The sequence below is a fragment of the Amycolatopsis sp. NPDC089917 genome (assembly GCF_040684635.1).
Lineage (GTDB): Bacteria > Actinomycetota > Actinomycetes > Mycobacteriales > Pseudonocardiaceae > Amycolatopsis.
The window spans coordinates 70,554-86,784 of sequence record NZ_JBFBGL010000025.1 but is presented as its reverse complement, the minus strand read 5'-3'; the positions used below and the strand labels follow the sequence as shown (position 1 = coordinate 86,784).

15 protein-coding genes are annotated in these 16,231 nt (G+C 68.7%); 6 read left to right on the top strand and 9 right to left on the bottom strand.

Going from position 1 to position 16,231, the window contains the following annotated elements; genetic code table 11:
- Positions 1-12: 12 nt before the first annotated feature.
- The 3 genes from AB0N89_RS19830 (at position 13) to AB0N89_RS19820 (ending at position 1,372) form a co-directional block, all read left to right on the top strand.
- Entirely contained in the window at positions 13-477 is a 465-nt protein-coding gene (locus AB0N89_RS19830) for a hypothetical protein (protein ID WP_364206407.1), read from the top strand.
- Between the two features lie 107 nt (positions 478-584).
- The gene (locus tag AB0N89_RS19825) at positions 585-1,139 is read left to right on the top strand and encodes a hypothetical protein (RefSeq protein WP_364206405.1); all 555 of its coding nucleotides are present in this window, start codon (positions 585-587) and stop codon (positions 1,137-1,139) included.
- Positions 1,136-1,372 carry a hypothetical protein gene (locus AB0N89_RS19820; protein WP_364206403.1) on the top strand — a complete coding sequence of 79 codons (237 nt, stop codon included), beginning with the start codon at positions 1,136-1,138 and terminating at the stop codon, positions 1,370-1,372. Before AB0N89_RS19825 ends, AB0N89_RS19820 begins: the two co-directional genes overlap by 4 nt.
- Here AB0N89_RS19820 and AB0N89_RS19815 read toward each other — a convergent pair.
- The 8 genes from AB0N89_RS19815 to AB0N89_RS19780 all read right to left on the bottom strand — a co-directional run bounded on the left by AB0N89_RS19815 (position 1,367) and on the right by AB0N89_RS19780 (position 11,602).
- Positions 1,367-2,047, bottom strand: coding sequence for a helix-turn-helix domain-containing protein (locus AB0N89_RS19815; protein ID WP_364206401.1), 681 nt, complete (start codon positions 2,045-2,047; stop codon positions 1,367-1,369). The genes AB0N89_RS19820 and AB0N89_RS19815 overlap by 6 nt on opposite strands.
- Complete coding sequence (locus AB0N89_RS19810) at positions 2,047-2,262, bottom strand: hypothetical protein (RefSeq protein ID WP_364206399.1); 216 nt, start codon at positions 2,260-2,262, stop codon at positions 2,047-2,049. The genes AB0N89_RS19815 and AB0N89_RS19810 overlap by 1 nt, the downstream gene beginning before the upstream one ends.
- Positions 2,263-3,668: 1,406 nt before the next feature.
- Complete coding sequence (locus AB0N89_RS19805; protein ID WP_364206397.1) at positions 3,669-4,466, bottom strand: hypothetical protein; 798 nt, start codon at positions 4,464-4,466, stop codon at positions 3,669-3,671.
- Between the two features lie 14 nt (positions 4,467-4,480).
- A complete protein-coding gene (locus AB0N89_RS19800; protein WP_364206396.1) occupies positions 4,481-4,759 on the bottom strand; it encodes an acyl carrier protein in 279 nt (92 codons plus the stop codon).
- On the bottom strand, positions 4,756-6,501 hold the full coding sequence (locus tag AB0N89_RS19795; RefSeq protein ID WP_364206394.1) for a fatty acyl-AMP ligase: 1,746 nt from the start codon (positions 6,499-6,501) through the stop codon (positions 4,756-4,758). The genes AB0N89_RS19800 and AB0N89_RS19795 overlap by 4 nt, the downstream gene beginning before the upstream one ends.
- Positions 6,502-6,566: 65 nt before the next feature.
- Complete coding sequence (locus tag AB0N89_RS19790; RefSeq protein ID WP_364206392.1) at positions 6,567-7,361, bottom strand: hypothetical protein; 795 nt, start codon at positions 7,359-7,361, stop codon at positions 6,567-6,569.
- Between the two features lie 465 nt (positions 7,362-7,826).
- Positions 7,827-8,237 carry a hypothetical protein gene (locus tag AB0N89_RS19785; RefSeq protein ID WP_364206390.1) on the bottom strand — a complete coding sequence of 137 codons (411 nt, stop codon included), beginning with the start codon at positions 8,235-8,237 and terminating at the stop codon, positions 7,827-7,829.
- 122 nt (positions 8,238-8,359) lie between these two features.
- Positions 8,360-11,602 carry a CHAT domain-containing protein gene (locus AB0N89_RS19780; RefSeq protein ID WP_364206388.1) on the bottom strand — a complete coding sequence of 1,081 codons (3,243 nt, stop codon included), beginning with the start codon at positions 11,600-11,602 and terminating at the stop codon, positions 8,360-8,362.
- A gap of 45 nt (positions 11,603-11,647) precedes the next feature.
- Between AB0N89_RS19780 and AB0N89_RS19775 the strand changes: the two genes are divergently transcribed.
- Genes AB0N89_RS19775 through AB0N89_RS19765 form a run of 3 tightly spaced genes read left to right on the top strand, consistent with a single transcriptional unit; the run spans position 11,648 to position 15,146 of the window.
- Entirely contained in the window at positions 11,648-11,998 is a 351-nt protein-coding gene (locus tag AB0N89_RS19775) for a hypothetical protein (RefSeq protein WP_364206386.1), read from the top strand.
- Entirely contained in the window at positions 11,995-12,888 is an 894-nt protein-coding gene (locus tag AB0N89_RS19770) for a hypothetical protein (protein ID WP_364206384.1), read from the top strand. Before AB0N89_RS19775 ends, AB0N89_RS19770 begins: the two co-directional genes overlap by 4 nt.
- Positions 12,885-15,146, top strand: coding sequence for a LuxR C-terminal-related transcriptional regulator (locus AB0N89_RS19765; RefSeq protein WP_364206382.1), 2,262 nt, complete (start codon positions 12,885-12,887; stop codon positions 15,144-15,146). The genes AB0N89_RS19770 and AB0N89_RS19765 overlap by 4 nt, the downstream gene beginning before the upstream one ends.
- A gap of 27 nt (positions 15,147-15,173) precedes the next feature.
- Here the strand turns inward: AB0N89_RS19765 and AB0N89_RS19760 are convergent, their stop codons facing one another.
- Positions 15,174-16,046 carry a dienelactone hydrolase family protein gene (locus AB0N89_RS19760; RefSeq protein WP_364206380.1) on the bottom strand — a complete coding sequence of 291 codons (873 nt, stop codon included), beginning with the start codon at positions 16,044-16,046 and terminating at the stop codon, positions 15,174-15,176.
- Positions 16,047-16,231: the final 185 nt, after the last annotated feature.

Here is a 16,231-nt window from a genome sequence, read left to right as displayed (position 1 = left end):
GGAGGAACACCCATGACCACCGACGTTCTCACGCCACGAGCCGAAGTCGCTCTCAATACGGGAATCCCTCCCAAGGTGCGACGGCTGCGCGATGACGCGGACCGGTCTTGGGCTGTCGCGGACGGGCATCGGACGTTGGCCGCGGAGATCGAATCGGGTGGAGAGCCGGACGCGTTCGCGCGTGCCAAGTCGCAGCGCCTGCTCGGTGAGGTGGCCGCTCACCACGGGTTCGCCTATCACGAGCTCGCCAACGCCGCGGAAGCCCGTGCGGGGGCGAAAGTCCAGCCCCGTGACTCTCCACAATGGAAGCTCCTGCTCGATCGTTCGTTCACGGCGATCCGCCGCGCCGAGGCACATCACGAACGCGCCGCGGCGTACTCGGCCAGAACGGCCGGTGACGAGGCGGCTGCCCAGAGGCACGAACTCGCCGCCAAGGAAGCGGACAGGCGTTCGGCGGAGTCGCTCACGGGAATGTGACTCTTCGTCTCAGGTCGGCTGATCGTAAGGATTTCGTCAGGTCGGCCCTCCCGGTTCCATGACACGCTCAGCGAGCGCACCGTATCCGCAGACGCCGAGGACGAACGATGGCTCTCTCCGTCAGGTTGCGTAGCAGGGCCCTGACCGAACTGTCGTACGTGGGGCTGAGGGCACACTCGGTGGCATCCGATGGCGCGCCGGCCCTGGGGGACGGCGTCGACAACGGGATCCGGCGAGCCAAGCACTTGCGTGCCGAGGCAGCTCGGGTGCGCAGGGAAGCGGGGGAGCGCCTCGAGCGGGCGGCCGAGTCGCTGGCCGCCGGGCAAACCGCTGTGGCGCACCGCCAGCGAGATCTGGCGGAAGTAACCATGTGTCATTACCTGGCCTACGAAGAGCTTGCCGCAGCGGCGGAACATCGAGGTAAGGCCACGCGGTTCGTGCGGGGTATGACGGCCCGTGAGGTCGAGATCCATCGTGCTTACGCCGCCATCCGGAGGGCCGAGGGCCATCGCGAACGAGGGGAGGCGATCCGGTGCCGCGACGATGCGTTCGCGGCGTTGCGACACCGAGAACTCGCGGGGGAAGCCGAGGAGAAGGCGAGAGTCGCGGAGCTCCGCGCCTTCGAGATTCTCGAGGCCGGAGCGAACGAGAGGAAGCCATGAGTTCCGAAAACAACGGGCGAAAGGCTTTCGGCAGGCCGGATCCGTTCTGCCTGTTCGCGGTCGTTCCCGCGTTCTTGGCCGGGATACTCATGTCTGCCCTGGGAGTGTGGTCGCTCGCGGGCGCCGGTTTCGCGATCGCCGGTCTTGTCCTGATCTTCGATTCCTGGGTCAACCGGCCGGTGCGACGGTTTCCTTGGCGGCGTCGCGACGGCACGGGACAAGTCGTCCTATGAGGACAGTAGCGGCGCATCGGGTCCGATAGTGGTGTCGCCGGCGAAGCGGCTGGTGCCGATCCAGGTGATGGCCTGGCGTACGGCGGTCCTCGGTCCGGTGATGATGATCGCTTTGTCCCGCAGGGCGTCGAGCCACTCGGTGCGCCCGAGCCAGACGCGCGCGAGGGCGCCGAGCGTGCACTCGATGCGCATTGCCGAGGGAAGTCTCGGATCGTGCACGGTCGGCGCGGCGACGGTTTGTGAGAGCACCAGCCACCACCAGCGCGATCCGGGGGATTCCGTGAACCGGAAGTGGATCGACACAGCCTCCGCGGGCAGCAGGGTGCGGTCGATTTCCCGGCAAATGTCACGAAGGACCAGGGCGGGGTTGAGATCGCCGTATCGCGGCGGCGGGAGTCGCCGTGCGCCCCAGTGGCCGAGCTGTTCGATGACCCCGGCCAGTTCGTGACCCGAGGCGGTCAACTCGGCGCGGCGCGTTCCGAGTACCACCAGGCCCGCCGAGTCGAGCTTGCGGAGCCGCTTGGTCAGCAGCCCGGCGGACATACCCGGAACGCCGGCCGCGATGTCGTCGATCGCGGTACTGCCGTTCAGCAACTCGCGGATGACCAGCAGCGTCCAGGGCTCACCGACCACCTCGGCCGCGAGCGCGATCGGGCAGTGCTGCTCGTAGCGCATCACAGAACCCGCACAAGCCGCGCGATGCGGTGATGCGCGAGGCGGTGCAGCATGTCCCCGAGCGCCTCCGGGACGACCTGCTCCTGGAGATCGCGATAGGCGGCGCGGACGATGACGCCCACCGCCACAGACGACAGCTTCGTCGAGAACTCGTTGACAAGCCGAACGGTCACGTTGCGCACGACGTCCTGTGCCTGCGGGGTCTCTACGCTCATCAGTCTCCTAGCCACTCCGGGTTCCCCGACATTCTTCCGGCTCGGGGCCTGGACGAACCTGACGACTACCTGACGATTGAGTGGTGCGGGTCGGTCGGCGAGCAATCCGGCACCTCCGTCGACGCCTCCAGCGCGGGTGGCGGATTGCTTTCCTGGCTAGTGCCGGTTTTGTCGAGTCTTAGTGCCAGCCGAGTCAACGTGGCGCGGCTCCGCTCTTTTCACCCGACGAAGTCCTTACCGCCACGACGCATCGCAAGGGGATCGTCAGGTCAAGCACTCGTCGGATCGGACAGACTTCCAGAGAAAGGTCCCCATCGGGCTGCTGGGGACACTCGACCCCGAAGGGAAGCCAGGCACGGTATGAAGCCGCGCTCGTCCACGACAGCCTCAAGCCGAAAAACCGACGATGAACCCGGCGACAACGGTCAGCTGGCGGCCGGTGTCGCCGGTGCGTGCGTGTTTCTCGCCGGGACGTGGCTGATACTTTCACTGTTCGTGCTCGACCATGAAAGACGGGGAGCGCGTTCGACGGGTACTGGAACGACGTAATCACCGGTATCGCCCTGGTCGCTTCGGGCGCCACCTCTCTGGTCGAACCTCGTGGTGATCAACGGTGGGCATTGGTGCGGCCCATACTCGGAGCGTGGTTGCTCGCTGCCTCGGCCATTGCTTACAGCAGAACCGACCCCGCCTGCGCATGGACGGCTCCCGCAGCCCTCATGTCGGTCGTAGACGAGCGGCTCAACCCCCACTTGCGCAGGAGGACACGCTGGACGAGTCCGGGAACAAGACGAACGTGGGACCAGCCCCGCTCGCGCGGGGACGACTTCGACCGCCAGCGGCAGGGCGAGCGGTGGGCATGCTGTGACGGCGACGCCGAAGGCGCTGGTCACGGCTGCCGAGGCGATGTTCGCGCAGAGGGATAGTGAGATGCCGAAGATGAACGCGGACCCGGCTGGCCATCGACTGGGGAGCCGTCGCGGCTTGATTTCCAGAGTTCGACGGTGGCTGTGGTGAGGAGGCCGTCGATGATGAGTGGCCAGATGGAGGAGGTCATCGTGTCGGCGCGAATCGGAGTCCGTGGATGCAGGAGGCTAGGCAGCGACGAGGGCGGTGCAGCCTCAGCTCAGGAGCTAGATCAGCCTGGGGGAAGCTGCTCGTACCTCGTCGGGGGTACTCGCTAAAAGCGTCGATCGATTTGATCGGCGCTTTTAGCATTTCAGGGGAAGTCTTCGTGTCGCCGATCCTTTCTGGGGCTGAAGCCGTGTCCGGATCCGCGCCGTGGACCTTCGGGGTTTCAAGACAGTCCGGATCGGACGAGGTGGGCTCCGCCGACTTGGTCCTGATGCGACGGCCGCGGTCCATATAGGACATACGGCAGCCGCGTGAAGCCCGCCCGCGGTGACTCAGCTGCCCCAAGCCGGGCTGGTGTTGGGGGGATAGGAGGAACTGGAGGCGGTCCTCACCCAGCGGTCCACGTCCTGCCCGTCCCACTTCAGCAGTGTCTCGGCGTTGCGGATGCACTTGTCGTAGTCGAGGCTCCCGAAAAGACGGCTGACGGTGATCTGCTGATTGAGCTGCTGGTATCCCTTGCCGGTCCGGTATTGCATCCGCACCGTGGTGCGGAGCAGCCCGAGGCGCAGGTCCCCGTTCACGATGGTCAGGACCCCCTGCTGCACATTGCTGTTCTTCTCTTCGTGGCCCTTGTTCTCGACCGCCAGCTGGCCGATCTTCTTGAGAGAGTTGATGATGCCGGTGAGCGCGTCCGGCGTCACCAGCCCGCCGACCAGAGCGGTCACCGCCGAGATGGCCGGCGACAGGGAAAGGGACGAGATGGACACACTCCGGCTGTCGCTGATGATGTTGGCGAGAAACGGCATCGTCATGAACTGGTGCTCGAAGATGATCCACCGGATGACGGCGAACAGCGTGGAAGACTGATCGAAACCGGCGGAATCGTCGGTCTTGCGCAGGATGGTGGCGGCCACGGACTGCCAGGAGCCGAAGGACGCCAACGGCCCCAGCCCGGGCAGCCTGCTGCCGTCTCCTTCGTAGGCATTGCCGACGCCTGTCTCCTGGTCGCCGTCGGAGCCGAGCAGTTCGAGCTTCGCCAGCACGTCCTGTGGAAGCACCTGCTCACCCTCGGCCCAGAGGGCGATCTCCAGCGCTTCCCGTCGCAGCTGCTCCTGATTCAGCGTTCTCACGTCGCCCTCCGTGCTCAGGACTCGCGCGAGGCGTACCGCTCGCGCGAGTCGCAGATCAGGTGCTCGATGTCCCGCACCGTTCGTACCTGGGGGATGGCCTCGAAACCCAGGTTGACCTGGAAGCCCAGTTCGACCGCACCCAAGAGGCCGAGGAGTTTCATGGAGTCGACCCCCGGCAGTTCCCTCACCAACGTGGTGTCCTCGATCTCCTCCGCGCCGCCGAGGTCCAACTTCTCGCGGATCAGCGAGTGCAGCTGCTCTCGTTCCTGAGGGGTCATCAACTGGGTGCTCATGGCTGCTCCTCGTCGGGTTGGTTCGTTCGGTGGAGCGCTCCGTCGCGGAGAACTCCTTCGAGATACAGCTGCCGCGTCTTGCTTCGCTTCACCTTGCCGCTGGAGGTCTTGGGCAGCTCGCCCGGCGCCAGCAGGAGGACCTCCGCCACGGGCAGCGACAGCGTCGCCTGGATGTGGCCGCGGACCTGTCGTGCCACCGCGGCCGCGTCCCCGTCGCGGAGTTCGGCGACGAGCACGACCTCTTCCGTGGCCGGGCCTGGCCGGGTGAAGGCCACGACGTTGCCCTTGCGGAGGCCGGGCACCTCGGCCGCCGCCCACTCCACCGTCTGGGGATCGTGATTGCGCCCATTGACGATCAGAAGGTCCTTCTTGCGGCTCGTCACGTAAAGGACGCCGTCCGCCAGGTATCCGCAATCCCCTGTGCGCAGGCCCTGGGCCGTGAAGTTCTCTCGCGTCGCCTCCGGGTCACCGTGGTAGCCCGCGGCCACGCTCGGCCCCTGGAAGACCACTTCCCCGATGTGCCGCTCGGGGAGCGGAGTCCCCTCGTCGTCCACGATGAGGATTCGATGACCCTCGATGGGACGTCCGCACGGCACGAACGCCACCCGAGCGCCGGGGCCATCCGCGTTCGAGGCCCGCCGGGCGAGGCCGCTCGCGTGGTACTCCTCGCTCCGGACGACATCCGGGGCGAACGGAACCCCGGTCTCGCTCAACGAGATCGCGAGCGTCGCCTCCGCCATGCCGTAGCACGGCGCCACCGCCCCCGGCCGCAGTCCCGCCGCCGCGAAGTGCGCCGCGAAGGAACGCAGCGTCTCCGGATGGTTGGGCTCGGCGCCGCAGCCCACGACCCGCAAACAGGACAGGTCCAGCCGCCGGAGATCCTCCGCCGAGGTGTGTTTGACGGCCAGCGCCAGGCCGAAGTTGGGCGCGAAGGTCACCGTCGCACGGTGGCGGCTCACGGTTTCCAGCCAGATCCTCGGCGAGAACGCGAAGCTCAGCGCCGGGAGGAAGCTCACCGGGCACCGCGTGGTCAGCGGTGCCAGCACGAAACCGACCAGCCCCATGTCGTGATACAGGGGCAGCCAGCTCACGCCCCGGTCTCGCCCGCGATCGAGGCGAAGGGCGCCGGTGATGGCCGCGCAGTTCGCGAGCACGCTCGCGTGCGTGACCCGCACTCCCTTGGGGGCCGCCGTGCTCCCCGAGGTGAACTGCAGGAACATCACGTCCTCCGGTCCGATCGCCTCGGGCTGGGGCGCGCCCTCCACGAGAGACCCGGCGAAGAACTCCTCCGAGACGACGGCCCGCAAGCCCTCGACCGCCTGGAGGAGCGGATCCAGCAGATCCGCCAGTTTCCGGGGCAGCCAGATCGCGCGGGCCCCCGCCGAGCGCAGGATATGGGCGGCGTCCTCGCAGTACGCCTCGAACTTGCCGAAGCCCAGGGGCGGGTACAGGGGAACAGGAACGATGCCCACCGAAACCGCGCCCAGGAAGGTGAAGACGAACTCCCGCTCCTCGGGGAGGATCAACGCGATGCGCTCTCCCTTGCGCAGGCCGCTCTGAAGCAGCAGGCGCCCCCGGCGGAGAGCCTCCCGCGACAGCGCCGACCAGCTCACGAAGTGCTCGTGCCCGTCCTCCTGGATGAAGGTGTAGCCACTGTCCGAGTGGCCGAGATTCTCGACGAGCACCTGGGTGAACGTCGAGGCGACCGCTCCCTCGGAAGGCGGCGCTGCTGGGGCGAACATGGGACCTGCCTGGGGTGAAGGCTCCCGGGGCGCCGCCCCGGGAGCCGGATGGACGGCGCGGCGGCTTACTGGTTCCAGGCAGGGCTGCCGTTGGGCGGTTTCGCGGCGCTGGCCGTGTCCTTCTCCCAGTCGTCGACGTCCTGCCCGTCCCATTTCAGCAGTGTCTCGGCGTTGCGCTTGCACTTGTCGAAGTCGAGTACGCCGTAGCCGCGGTAGACGTTGATGTCCTGGCGCAGCTGCTCGTATCCCTTGCCCGACTTGTACTCCATCTGCACGTCGGTGCGGACGGCCCCGAGGTAGAGGGAACTGTGGTGGCGAGACAGGACTCCGACCTGCTGGTTGGAGTTCTTCTGCTTCTGCCCCTCGTTCTCGAGTGCCAGCGTGGCGATCTTCTTGATGGTCGTCACGATGCCTTGGAAGTTTTCCGGCGTCATGATGTTCTCGACCAGGTCCGACACCGCGCTGACCCCCTTTTCCAGCGAGATCTTGCTGATGGAGGCATACCGGTTGTCGAAGGTGTAGGTCAGGAAGAACGGGATCGTGGAGAACTTCTGGAGGAAGTTGTTCCAGGCGACCGGGTCGAAGGTCGCGCTCCCCGGGTTGAACTTGCTGAGGGTCACGGCCTTGTGCACGATGGTGCTGCCGACGGACTCCCATGAGTTGAACTTGGCCAGTGGTCCCAGATCGGGTAGTAAGCTGCCGTCTCCGCCCGCCTTGTTTCCCACCGCTTGGTCGTTGTCCCCGGCCTCGACGTCCGAGATCAAGGCCATCGTGGCGGCGTCCGACTCGGGGGAGGGCATCTGCCACAACGCGACCTCGACGGCTTCTCGGCGCGACTGGGACTGGCTGATCGTGGACATGACTGCTCCTTGTCTGAGGGGTTGAGCACCGCACGGCGATCCGGGACCCGATGCGAATTCCGGTGTTCTCGGCGCGGCTCGCTTGGGCATGATTCCCTTTCGGGAGATACCGGGATGGATTGCCGCCGCGAATGCCGCTCGTTCCGAGGCTAGCCAACGTCCAAACCGCGCACCAGCCGCGTTCCCCGCCCTTACCCGGTTTTCATCAGATCGAGCTCGTAGCTGGTTTCTCGTGGCGACACAGTGTGTTTCGTGTCAGGCGAGAATCGGCCGTGTGGACGAAAATCCTGGCATTGAGATGGTTGTTCCCGAAGCCGGGCTCGAAGAGCGGCGGGAGTGAATCGGGGCAGCGGCTTATTGTCATCGGGATAGAAGGTGTGCACCATTGATAATCCGGAAAAGGGCGACCGGTATTGTCGTTTGCGCATGGAATATCGAGCGCCTCGGGCGCCGGTGCTTTCCCCGCTACGACGCGATCCCGCGATAGGGGCGCACGACGGCTTCGACGAACGCGGCGACCTGCTCGTCGACGTGCGCCTTCCCCTCGTCGGACACTTCGAGCGCGATCGACTGGCCTGCCACCGAGATCTTCGGCGGCTCGCCCCGCCTGGCCAGCCGGGTGGCGCGTTCGGCGTCGGAGGCGCGGACGTGGACGATCTGCGACGCCGCCAGGACCTCGTCGCCGAACACCTTGAGCGCCCCGATCGTGTCGGCCCTGGTGAACTCGACGATCGTGATCGGGTTGCTCCGGCGGTTTTCCCAGACGCGATGGCCGAGTGTGTGCAGGGCGGGCCGGAGATCATCCTCGCGCTCCACCTGGAACGCGCCGCCCTGCTGGGCGCTGAAGCCCGCGCCGCGGCCGTCGCCGAGGAGCATCAGGGCATGCAAGTGGGACACCGGTGACCTGACGAGGAGGCGATGGTGGCGCTGCCCAAGTCTTCGGTGGTGGACAGCGGTTTCACCGCCGCGGACCTCGGCCCCAGGGCGGTGCGGCTCCGTCAGGGACCGTTGTGGACGAGTGAGGCCCACAGGTCCGGGCGGTCCGGGTGCGCCGCGCGCAGGTCGAGGGTGGCCTGCCGGACGGCGTGGGCGGCCGAATCGGCGGAAGACGTGCCGTCGAGGTGCCGGTAGATCTCGCGGGCGGTGGTGGCGGCGATGTCGTCGGCGATCGGCCACAGGGTCGCGATGACGTGGCGGAAGCCCGCCAGCTGGAACGCCGACGCCAGATGCAGCGACTCGTCGGCCTGGGTGATGCCGGGATTCGCGGTCGAGCAGGCGGACAGGTAGGCGAGTTCGGCGTCGGCCAGCCGGAGCCGGCTGATCTCGGACAGCGTCAGGATCTCGTCGTGGAGCTGAATTCCACTGCGGGACGGAACGAGCAGATCGGCGTCGGCGTGACAGGCGAAATGGGCCCACGTCGCCTTCCGCAATTCGGTGAGGACGGCGACGGCCGTGGCGTGTTCGTCGATCAGCAGCGGCAGGTCCGGGTGGGCGCCGTGGAGGTGTTCCGCTTCGACGGCGGTGGCGGGCAACGGTGTCGCGCCCGGGGCGTCGCGGACGGCGACGGTGAGCTGCCGCCGTTCGGCCGACGGCGGACGGGACCGGGCGTGGGACAACGTGCGCAGGGTCGCCGTGTAGGAGGAGACGACGGCGTCCAGCGCGCCCGGTTCGCCCGGACGTCCGGCGGCGTGCCACGGGAGCAGGCCGAGCAGGTCGGTCGGCATCCACCAGACCCGCTGCACGGCGGGCAGCGCGGCCAGGATCGGGGCGACGGCGACGTCCCACAGCCAGCCGGTGATGTCCGGGATGACCCGCCGCCGGTGCATCCCGGCGGAGAGCCCGCTTCGCTGGTTGACGTCGATGAGGTGCTGGATCCGCTCGTGCAGGCCGGGGCCGCCGAGACCGGGCAGGCGGACGAGGATCGGGTCGCCGGTGGCCGTGACGATGATCGCTTCGCCCTGGCGGAGATTCGTGTTGACCAGGACCACCGCGCCGTCGGCCGCCGCCGTCCGCAGTTCGGGGAACGTCGACGCGGTGACGGTGTCCGTCCGGACGTCGAGTTCGGCGGCCAGCAGGATGCCCCGGCCGCGCTCGGCCGCCTCGACGGCGCCCGCCGGGTCGTCGACCGCGCAGTGCGCGGCGATGCTTTCCCGCACCAGTCCCGTGTACTGGCCGATCCGGTACTCGCGGTCGCGCCAGTCCGCGCCCGACTGCGGCAGCGACGACACCAGCGCGACGGCCGTGTCCAGCAGAGCCGCGGCACGGCGGTGGTCACCGAGCACGGTCGCCACCCGCCCCGCCACGTGATAAGAGCGCACCCGCTGCGTCGTCGAAGCCGTGGCGGCCGCTTCGACGATCACGCCGATGAGCGGGCCGAGGCGGTCCGCGTCCACCGGATGGCCCGTGGTGTCGGCGAAATGGTGGTGCGCCTGGCCGAGATTCGCGGACACCATGGCCAGTTCGGGATGACCGGCGGGCAGGGACGCCAGCGCCTGTTCCTGGAACCCGATGCCGCGCCGGATGTCCGCCGCGTCGGCGGAATGCCGGTGCCGGAGCTGGTAGACGGTGTTGAGTTCGGACAGGCACCGATGCCGCGTCGGGTGATCGGGCGGCAGCGTGTCCAGTGCCAGATGGGCGAGTTCGACGGCCCGGTTCAGATCGGCGATGTCGCCGTGGTGCCGGTACTGGTCCCGGTACGCGGCGGACACCGTCCGGACGGTGACGATCCGCGTCGGGTCTTCCGCCGGGATGGCGGCCAGCGCCTGCTCACCCAGTTCGATGGCGTGCGCGCGGTCGGCGGACGCCTCGGTGTGCTCGGCCCGGCTCCGATAGGCGACGCAAAGGTTGGACAGCGACGTGACGCGGGTCGGATGACCTTCCGGCAGCAGCGAAAGGGCTTCTTCGTCGACGTCGATGGCCTGCTGGAGATCCGGCAGCAGCCCGGTGTGCTCGTAGAGCCGTTGCAGCGCGGGGCTGAGATTGCCCAGCGCGCTCGCCCGGTCCGGCGAACCGGCCGGGCTCGCCGCCACCGCCTTCCTGCCGTGGTCGATCGCGCGCCGCAGCTGAGACAAGTCCCGCGTCGCTTCGTAGAGGTGGCGAAAGGCCAGGTTGAGCATCGACGCAGGCATACCCCGGCGTGCGTCGCCGTCGGGCAGCAGCATCAGCGCCTGCTCACCCGACCCGACGGCTCGGTGCAGGTCGGCGACGTCGCCGAACCGCTGGTACCGCTCGCGATACAGCACGCACAGATCGGTCAGCGGCTTGAACAGATCCGGTTTCGCCGCGTGGGCCCGCTCCTCGAAGTCGATCGCGTGCCGCAGATCGGCGACGTCGCCCAAGCGTTCGTACCGGCGGAAATGGATCGCGCCGACACTGGCCAGGCAACTCGCGTGCTCCGGGTCTCCGGCGGACGTGCGGGCCAGGGCCTGTTCGGCGCAGTCGATCGCGACGTTCAGATCCCCGGGATCGCCGGTTCTGATCGACCGTTCGCAATAGGTGTCGGCGAGATTGGACAGGCTCGCCGCGCCCTGGGGATCGCCGGCGGGACACGCCGCCACCGCGCGCGTCGTCAGTTCGATCGAGCGGGTCAGATCCGGTATCGCGTCGGTCCGCCCGTAGCGGGCGCGATACGCCACGCCGAGGTTCGACAGGATTCCCGCGAGTTCCCGGTGATCCGCGGGCAGGATCCGGATCGCGCGTTCCCCGGTTTCGAGGGCGCGCTCCAGATCGTCCATCCGGTGCGTGCGCCGGTAACGCCACTGGAGACCCACGATCAGCAGCGCGATGCGGCTGCCGGCGCGAGGATCGCCGACGTCGGTCGCCGCCGACAGCAGCATGATCCCGGCGTCGAGCACCTGCGGCTCGGGGGAGCGCGAGCCGGCGAGCAGCAGATCGCGTCCGATCTCGGCCTGCGCGTTCGCCTCGGCCGCCGGGCCGATCAGCGACCGCACCGGCTCGGGCAGCGCCGCGGGTCGATCCGCCAGCCGGGTGAGGAAGACGAGCGCGTTGGCCAGCTCCGCGTATTTGGCGTCCGTCCCCAGAACGGAGCAACGGAAGAAACGCCACCAGCCGAGGATCTGGCAGGCCGCGGCCTGCTGATCGTCCGTGCCGGACAACGCGATCGGCGTCAAATCCTCCGCGTCGGCGAGTGCCTCCGTCGTGAACAATGGTCCCGGCTCGCGTGACCGTTGGAATTCGGCCAACCGCGCGGACATGCGATTCAGCGCCTCATAATGTGCCACCAGCCGATACCGTACCCAACACGGGAGAGAGCGGGGAAGAACCGGATGGACGACGCCGAACGGCAAGTGGTGGCACGGTTCTGCCTCGATCTGCCGAATCTGCGTGCCGAGGTCGCGCGGCTCGACGAAACGAAGCTCGCGCACTTGGCCCGGATAGAGCGGGCGGCGGCCGAGGGCCGGCCGATTTCCGGCCTGCTCAGCCGGTATTTCGGCATCGACCCGGTCACCGGGAACCGTTCCCTGCACGGTGGACTGCCCGGCGCCGGTGCCGGACGGGCACACGAGGAACTGTTCGGATGCCCGCTCGGCCATTGTTCGCGTGAGGAACGGCCGGTCCCCGCCGGGCCGGTTCCCCGGTGCAGGCTGACCGACTCGGCGATGAAACGCCTTCGATGAGCGATTTCTTCAAGGAACTGGCGAAAACCCTCGCGCAGCGATGGGTCGGCCTGCTTTTCGTACCCGGCGCGCTGTTCGTCGCCGGCGCGCTCGTCGGAGTCCGGCTGGGGCACGCGCACGCGCTGGACCTGTCGATGGCGTCGCAGGCGTTCACGACGGCGGCGGCGTCCGTCGCGGGCCGGGCGGGCACCGTGCAGGCTGTCGTGCTCGTCGTCGCGCTGCTCGCGTCCGCCGGTGCCGGCCTGCTCGTCCAGGCCATGGCGGGCGTCACCCGCGGACTGTGGCTGGGGCGGTGGCCGGGCGGGATCCTGACCGCCCGGCGCGTCCGGAGGTGGGAACGTCGCCTGCGGCGACGGCAAGAGCTGGAGGACGCGGAGCCGTCGGCGACCCGGAGCGCCTCGGTGCAGGACAAGATCGATCGTGCCTCCGCGCGGATGAACGCGGTCGCGATGGCGCGACCGGGCAGGCCGACGTGGATGGGTGACCGGATCCACGCCGTGGAAGCGATCGCGGCCGGACGGTACGGCCTGGACCTTCCGTTCGCGTGGCCCCGCCTGTGGCTCACCATGCCGGAGACCGCGCGCGCCGAGATCTCCGCCGCCAACGGGGCGTTCGCGGCCGCGGTCACGGTCGCCAGCTGGGCCTGGCCGACGCTGCTGCTCGGCGCGTTCTGGTGGCCCGCGATCGTGGCGGCGGTGGTGATCGGCACGACGGGCTGGGTCCGCGGCCGGGCCGCGATCACCGATCTGACCGCGCTGGCCGAGTCCGCGCTCGATCTGTACGGCCGCGCCCTGGCGACCGCCGTCGGTGTCGAAACCCGGCGGCGGGCCGGGCCGATGGAGGTCGACGAGGGCGCGCAGGTGACCGCGATCTTCCGCAAGGGGCGATGAAACGCGTGGACGGCGGTGAGGTCCGGCGGCCCCTGACGAGCTACGTCGGCCGCGTGGCGGACGAGAACGAGGTTCGACGGCTGCTCGGCGTCGGACGTCTGGTCACGTTGACCGGCGCGGGCGGGGTGGGCAAGACGCGGTTGGCCGCCCAGGTCGCCAGTTCGCTCACCCGGGCTTTCCCGGGCGGGGTGGCGGTCGCCGGACTGAGCGAGCTGCGGGACGACCGTCTCGTCGCGCGCACGGTCGCCGACAGCCTGGGCCTGCACGACACGGCGGCGCGCACGGACCTGGAGGCCGTGGTCTCGTACCTGCGTCCTCGCCGGTCGTTGCTGGTGCTGGACAACTGCGAACATCTCCTCGACGGCAGCGCGGAGCTGGTGACGGCGTCGCTGCGCGACTGCCCGGACCTCGTGGTCCTGGCCACCAGCCGCTGCTCGCTGGGGATCGCCGGTGAGCACGTGCTGGCGATCCCGCCGCTGTCCTTGCCGTCCGAAGAGGCCAGGACCCCGCAGGAGGCGCTCGCGTCCGGCGCGGTGCGGCTGTTCGCGGAGCGGGCGGGCAGCGTCCTGCCGTCGTTCGAGGTCACCGAGGACAACGTCGCCGACGTCGTCCGTCTCTGCCGCCGGCTCGACGGGTTGCCGCTGGCGATCGAACTCGCGGCGTCACGGATCCGCGTCCTGTCGCCGTCGCAGATCGCGGAACGGGTCGAGCGGAATTCGGCCGTGCTGGCCACCGGTCTCCGGCTGCCGGTCGAGCGGCACCGGACGTTGCGCGCCACCCTCGACTGGAGTCATTCCCTGTGCACCGCGGACGAACAGGCCGTCTGGGCACGCTGTTCGGTGTTCGCCGGGCAGTTCGATCTGGCCACCGCCGAGGACGTCTGCGGCTCGTCCGCGCCGGCCGTGCTGGACGCCGTGGACGGCCTGGTCGACAAATCGGTATTGATCCGCGTCGACGGCGCGGACAGGGTCCACTACCGGATGCTGCGGCTCCTTCGCGAATACGGCGCACAGCGGCTCGCCGATGCCGATGACGAGCTCGCCGTGGCGAGAAAACATCGTGACCACTACGCGCGGCTGATCGGGCAGGCGTCCGGGACCTGGTTCGGACCCGGTCAGGACGAGGCGTACGAGCGTTTGACCGCCGCCCACGCCGATCTGCGTGAAGCGCTGTCGTGGTCGCTCCGCACTCCTGGGGAAAGCCCGGTGGCGCTGGAGATGGCGGTCGGCGTGATCGAGTATTGGCTGGCTCGCGGCGCGGCCTGGGAAGCCCGTGACTGGATCGACCGCGCGCTCGCCGAGATGCCGCCGGATGCCCCGGGGCGGGCGCGCGGTCTGGCGATCGCGTCCCTCTGCTCGGCGCTGCACGCGGATCTGCCGCGTGCCCGCGAGCGGCTGACCGCCGCCGAGGCGATCGAGGACGACGACGCCGTGCCGTACGTCGCCCACGCGCGGGCGTTCGTGATGATGCTGGCCACCGAACCGAATTCGCTGGCCCCTGCGGCGGAGGCCGTGCGGATCTTCGGTGAGCGCGGCGATGTCCGGCGTCAGATGCATCCGATGTTCCTGCAGGGAGTCGCCTTGGCCTACCGCGGGGACCTGTCGGGCGCGCGGGCGTTGCTGGGCTCGATGCGGTCGCTGTGCGAAGAGGCGGGCGAGAGCCGGTATCGCTCGATGGCGCTGTTCGGGTCGGGGGTCGCCGAGGTGTGCTTCGGCGGCGATCTCGACGACGGCGAACGGTTCATCCGGACCGCGCTGGAGATCGACCTCCGCACTTCCGACGTCCTGTCGGCGGCGTACCGCGTGGACGGCCTGGCCTGGGTGTCCGCGCGGCGCGAGGACTGGGGCCGCGCCGCGGAACTCTTCGGCACCGCCGCGACACTCTGGGAGCGCTGCAACGCCGAGCCCGACGTCGCCGTCTCGGCGACCCACCGGACGTTTCACGAGGCCACGCGGAAAGCCCTGGGGGAGAAGAAGTTCGACGCCGCTTTCGCCGAAGGGCAGCGGCGGAACCCGCACGAGGTCCTGCACCGGGAAGCCGTACCCGGCGGCGAACAGGGTGTCCTGCCGCCGCTGACGCAGCGGGAGTCGGAGATCGCGCGGCTGGTCGCGGCCGGGCTGGCCAACCGGGAGATCGCGGCGCGGCTGGTCATCGCCCGCCGCACGGTCGAGACGCATCTCCAGCACATCTCGCACAAGCTCGGTTTCACCAACCGGACGCAGCTGGCCGTCTGGGTCGCCGGGCACGAGCCGCTGTGACCCCGGAGGTCACAGCGGGCCGTGTGCTCAGCCGATCGGGCAAGTTCCCTTGTAGACGGCGATCTTCGGATCGTTCGCCGGAAGCGGGCACAGGAACTGGTCGTACCTGGTGTCCTCGTCCACGAACCGTTTCATCCACGAGATGCTGTACTTGGCGATGGTCACGTTCGCCTGTGTCGGCGCCATGTGGCCGGCGCCCGCCAGGAGCAGGTACGCCTTGTCCAACGACGCCGGGAGGCTTTCGTAGAACGGGCGGGAATGCGCGCCGTCCGGCGCGATCGCGTCGTTCTGGGCGCTGACGACGAACGTGGGAACCTTCAGGTCGGAGAACGTCGTGTTCGGGTTCCAGCCCGTCAACGGGATGGCCGCCTTCAACGTCGGCGCCTTCTGGGCCGCGATCAGGGAACCGCCGCCGCCCATCGAATGCCCCATGACGGCGAGCCGGTTCGGGTCGACGCGGCTTTTGGCCTGACTCTTGTCGGTGACGTACCGCAGCGCCGCGAGCAGCTGGTCGGACCGGTTGTCCGGGGTGTCCCAGGCGCTCTTCGTCGAAAAGGTGATGACGACGAAACCCTGGGACGCCAGCCGAGGGCCGTACCAGGCGATCGCCGCCTCCGATTCCAGGAAACCGGGCGCGACCGCGATCACGCCGAAGGTGCCCTCGCCGGTTTCGGTCGGATAATGGATCGTGCCGCCACCGAATCCCTGTCCCGCCGGAACCTTCTCGGTGGCGGTCCGGAACGGCCCGCGGTCCGCCTCGATAGCGGATTTCGTCGGCGCCGGGCCGCGGGCATAAGGACTTTCTTCGGCGACGGCGGCACTCGACGTCCCCGGTAAAGCCACCAGAAGTGCGGTCACCGCACCGAGAACTCCGGCGACCCACTGTGGTCCACGCTTCATCGCGCATGTCCTCTCGGGAAAACCGTTCCGGGGTGGAACGGGTTCCCAGATATAACGAACCGCGAGAGGGCACGCGTCGTGGAAAATACGGAGAGGCCCGAGCCTTGTTCGAAACTGTCACGGGGAAGGGGATTCTTCGGGGCGCGGGTGTCGCCATGGTGACAAAAGAGCTGTCGTGATGCCTC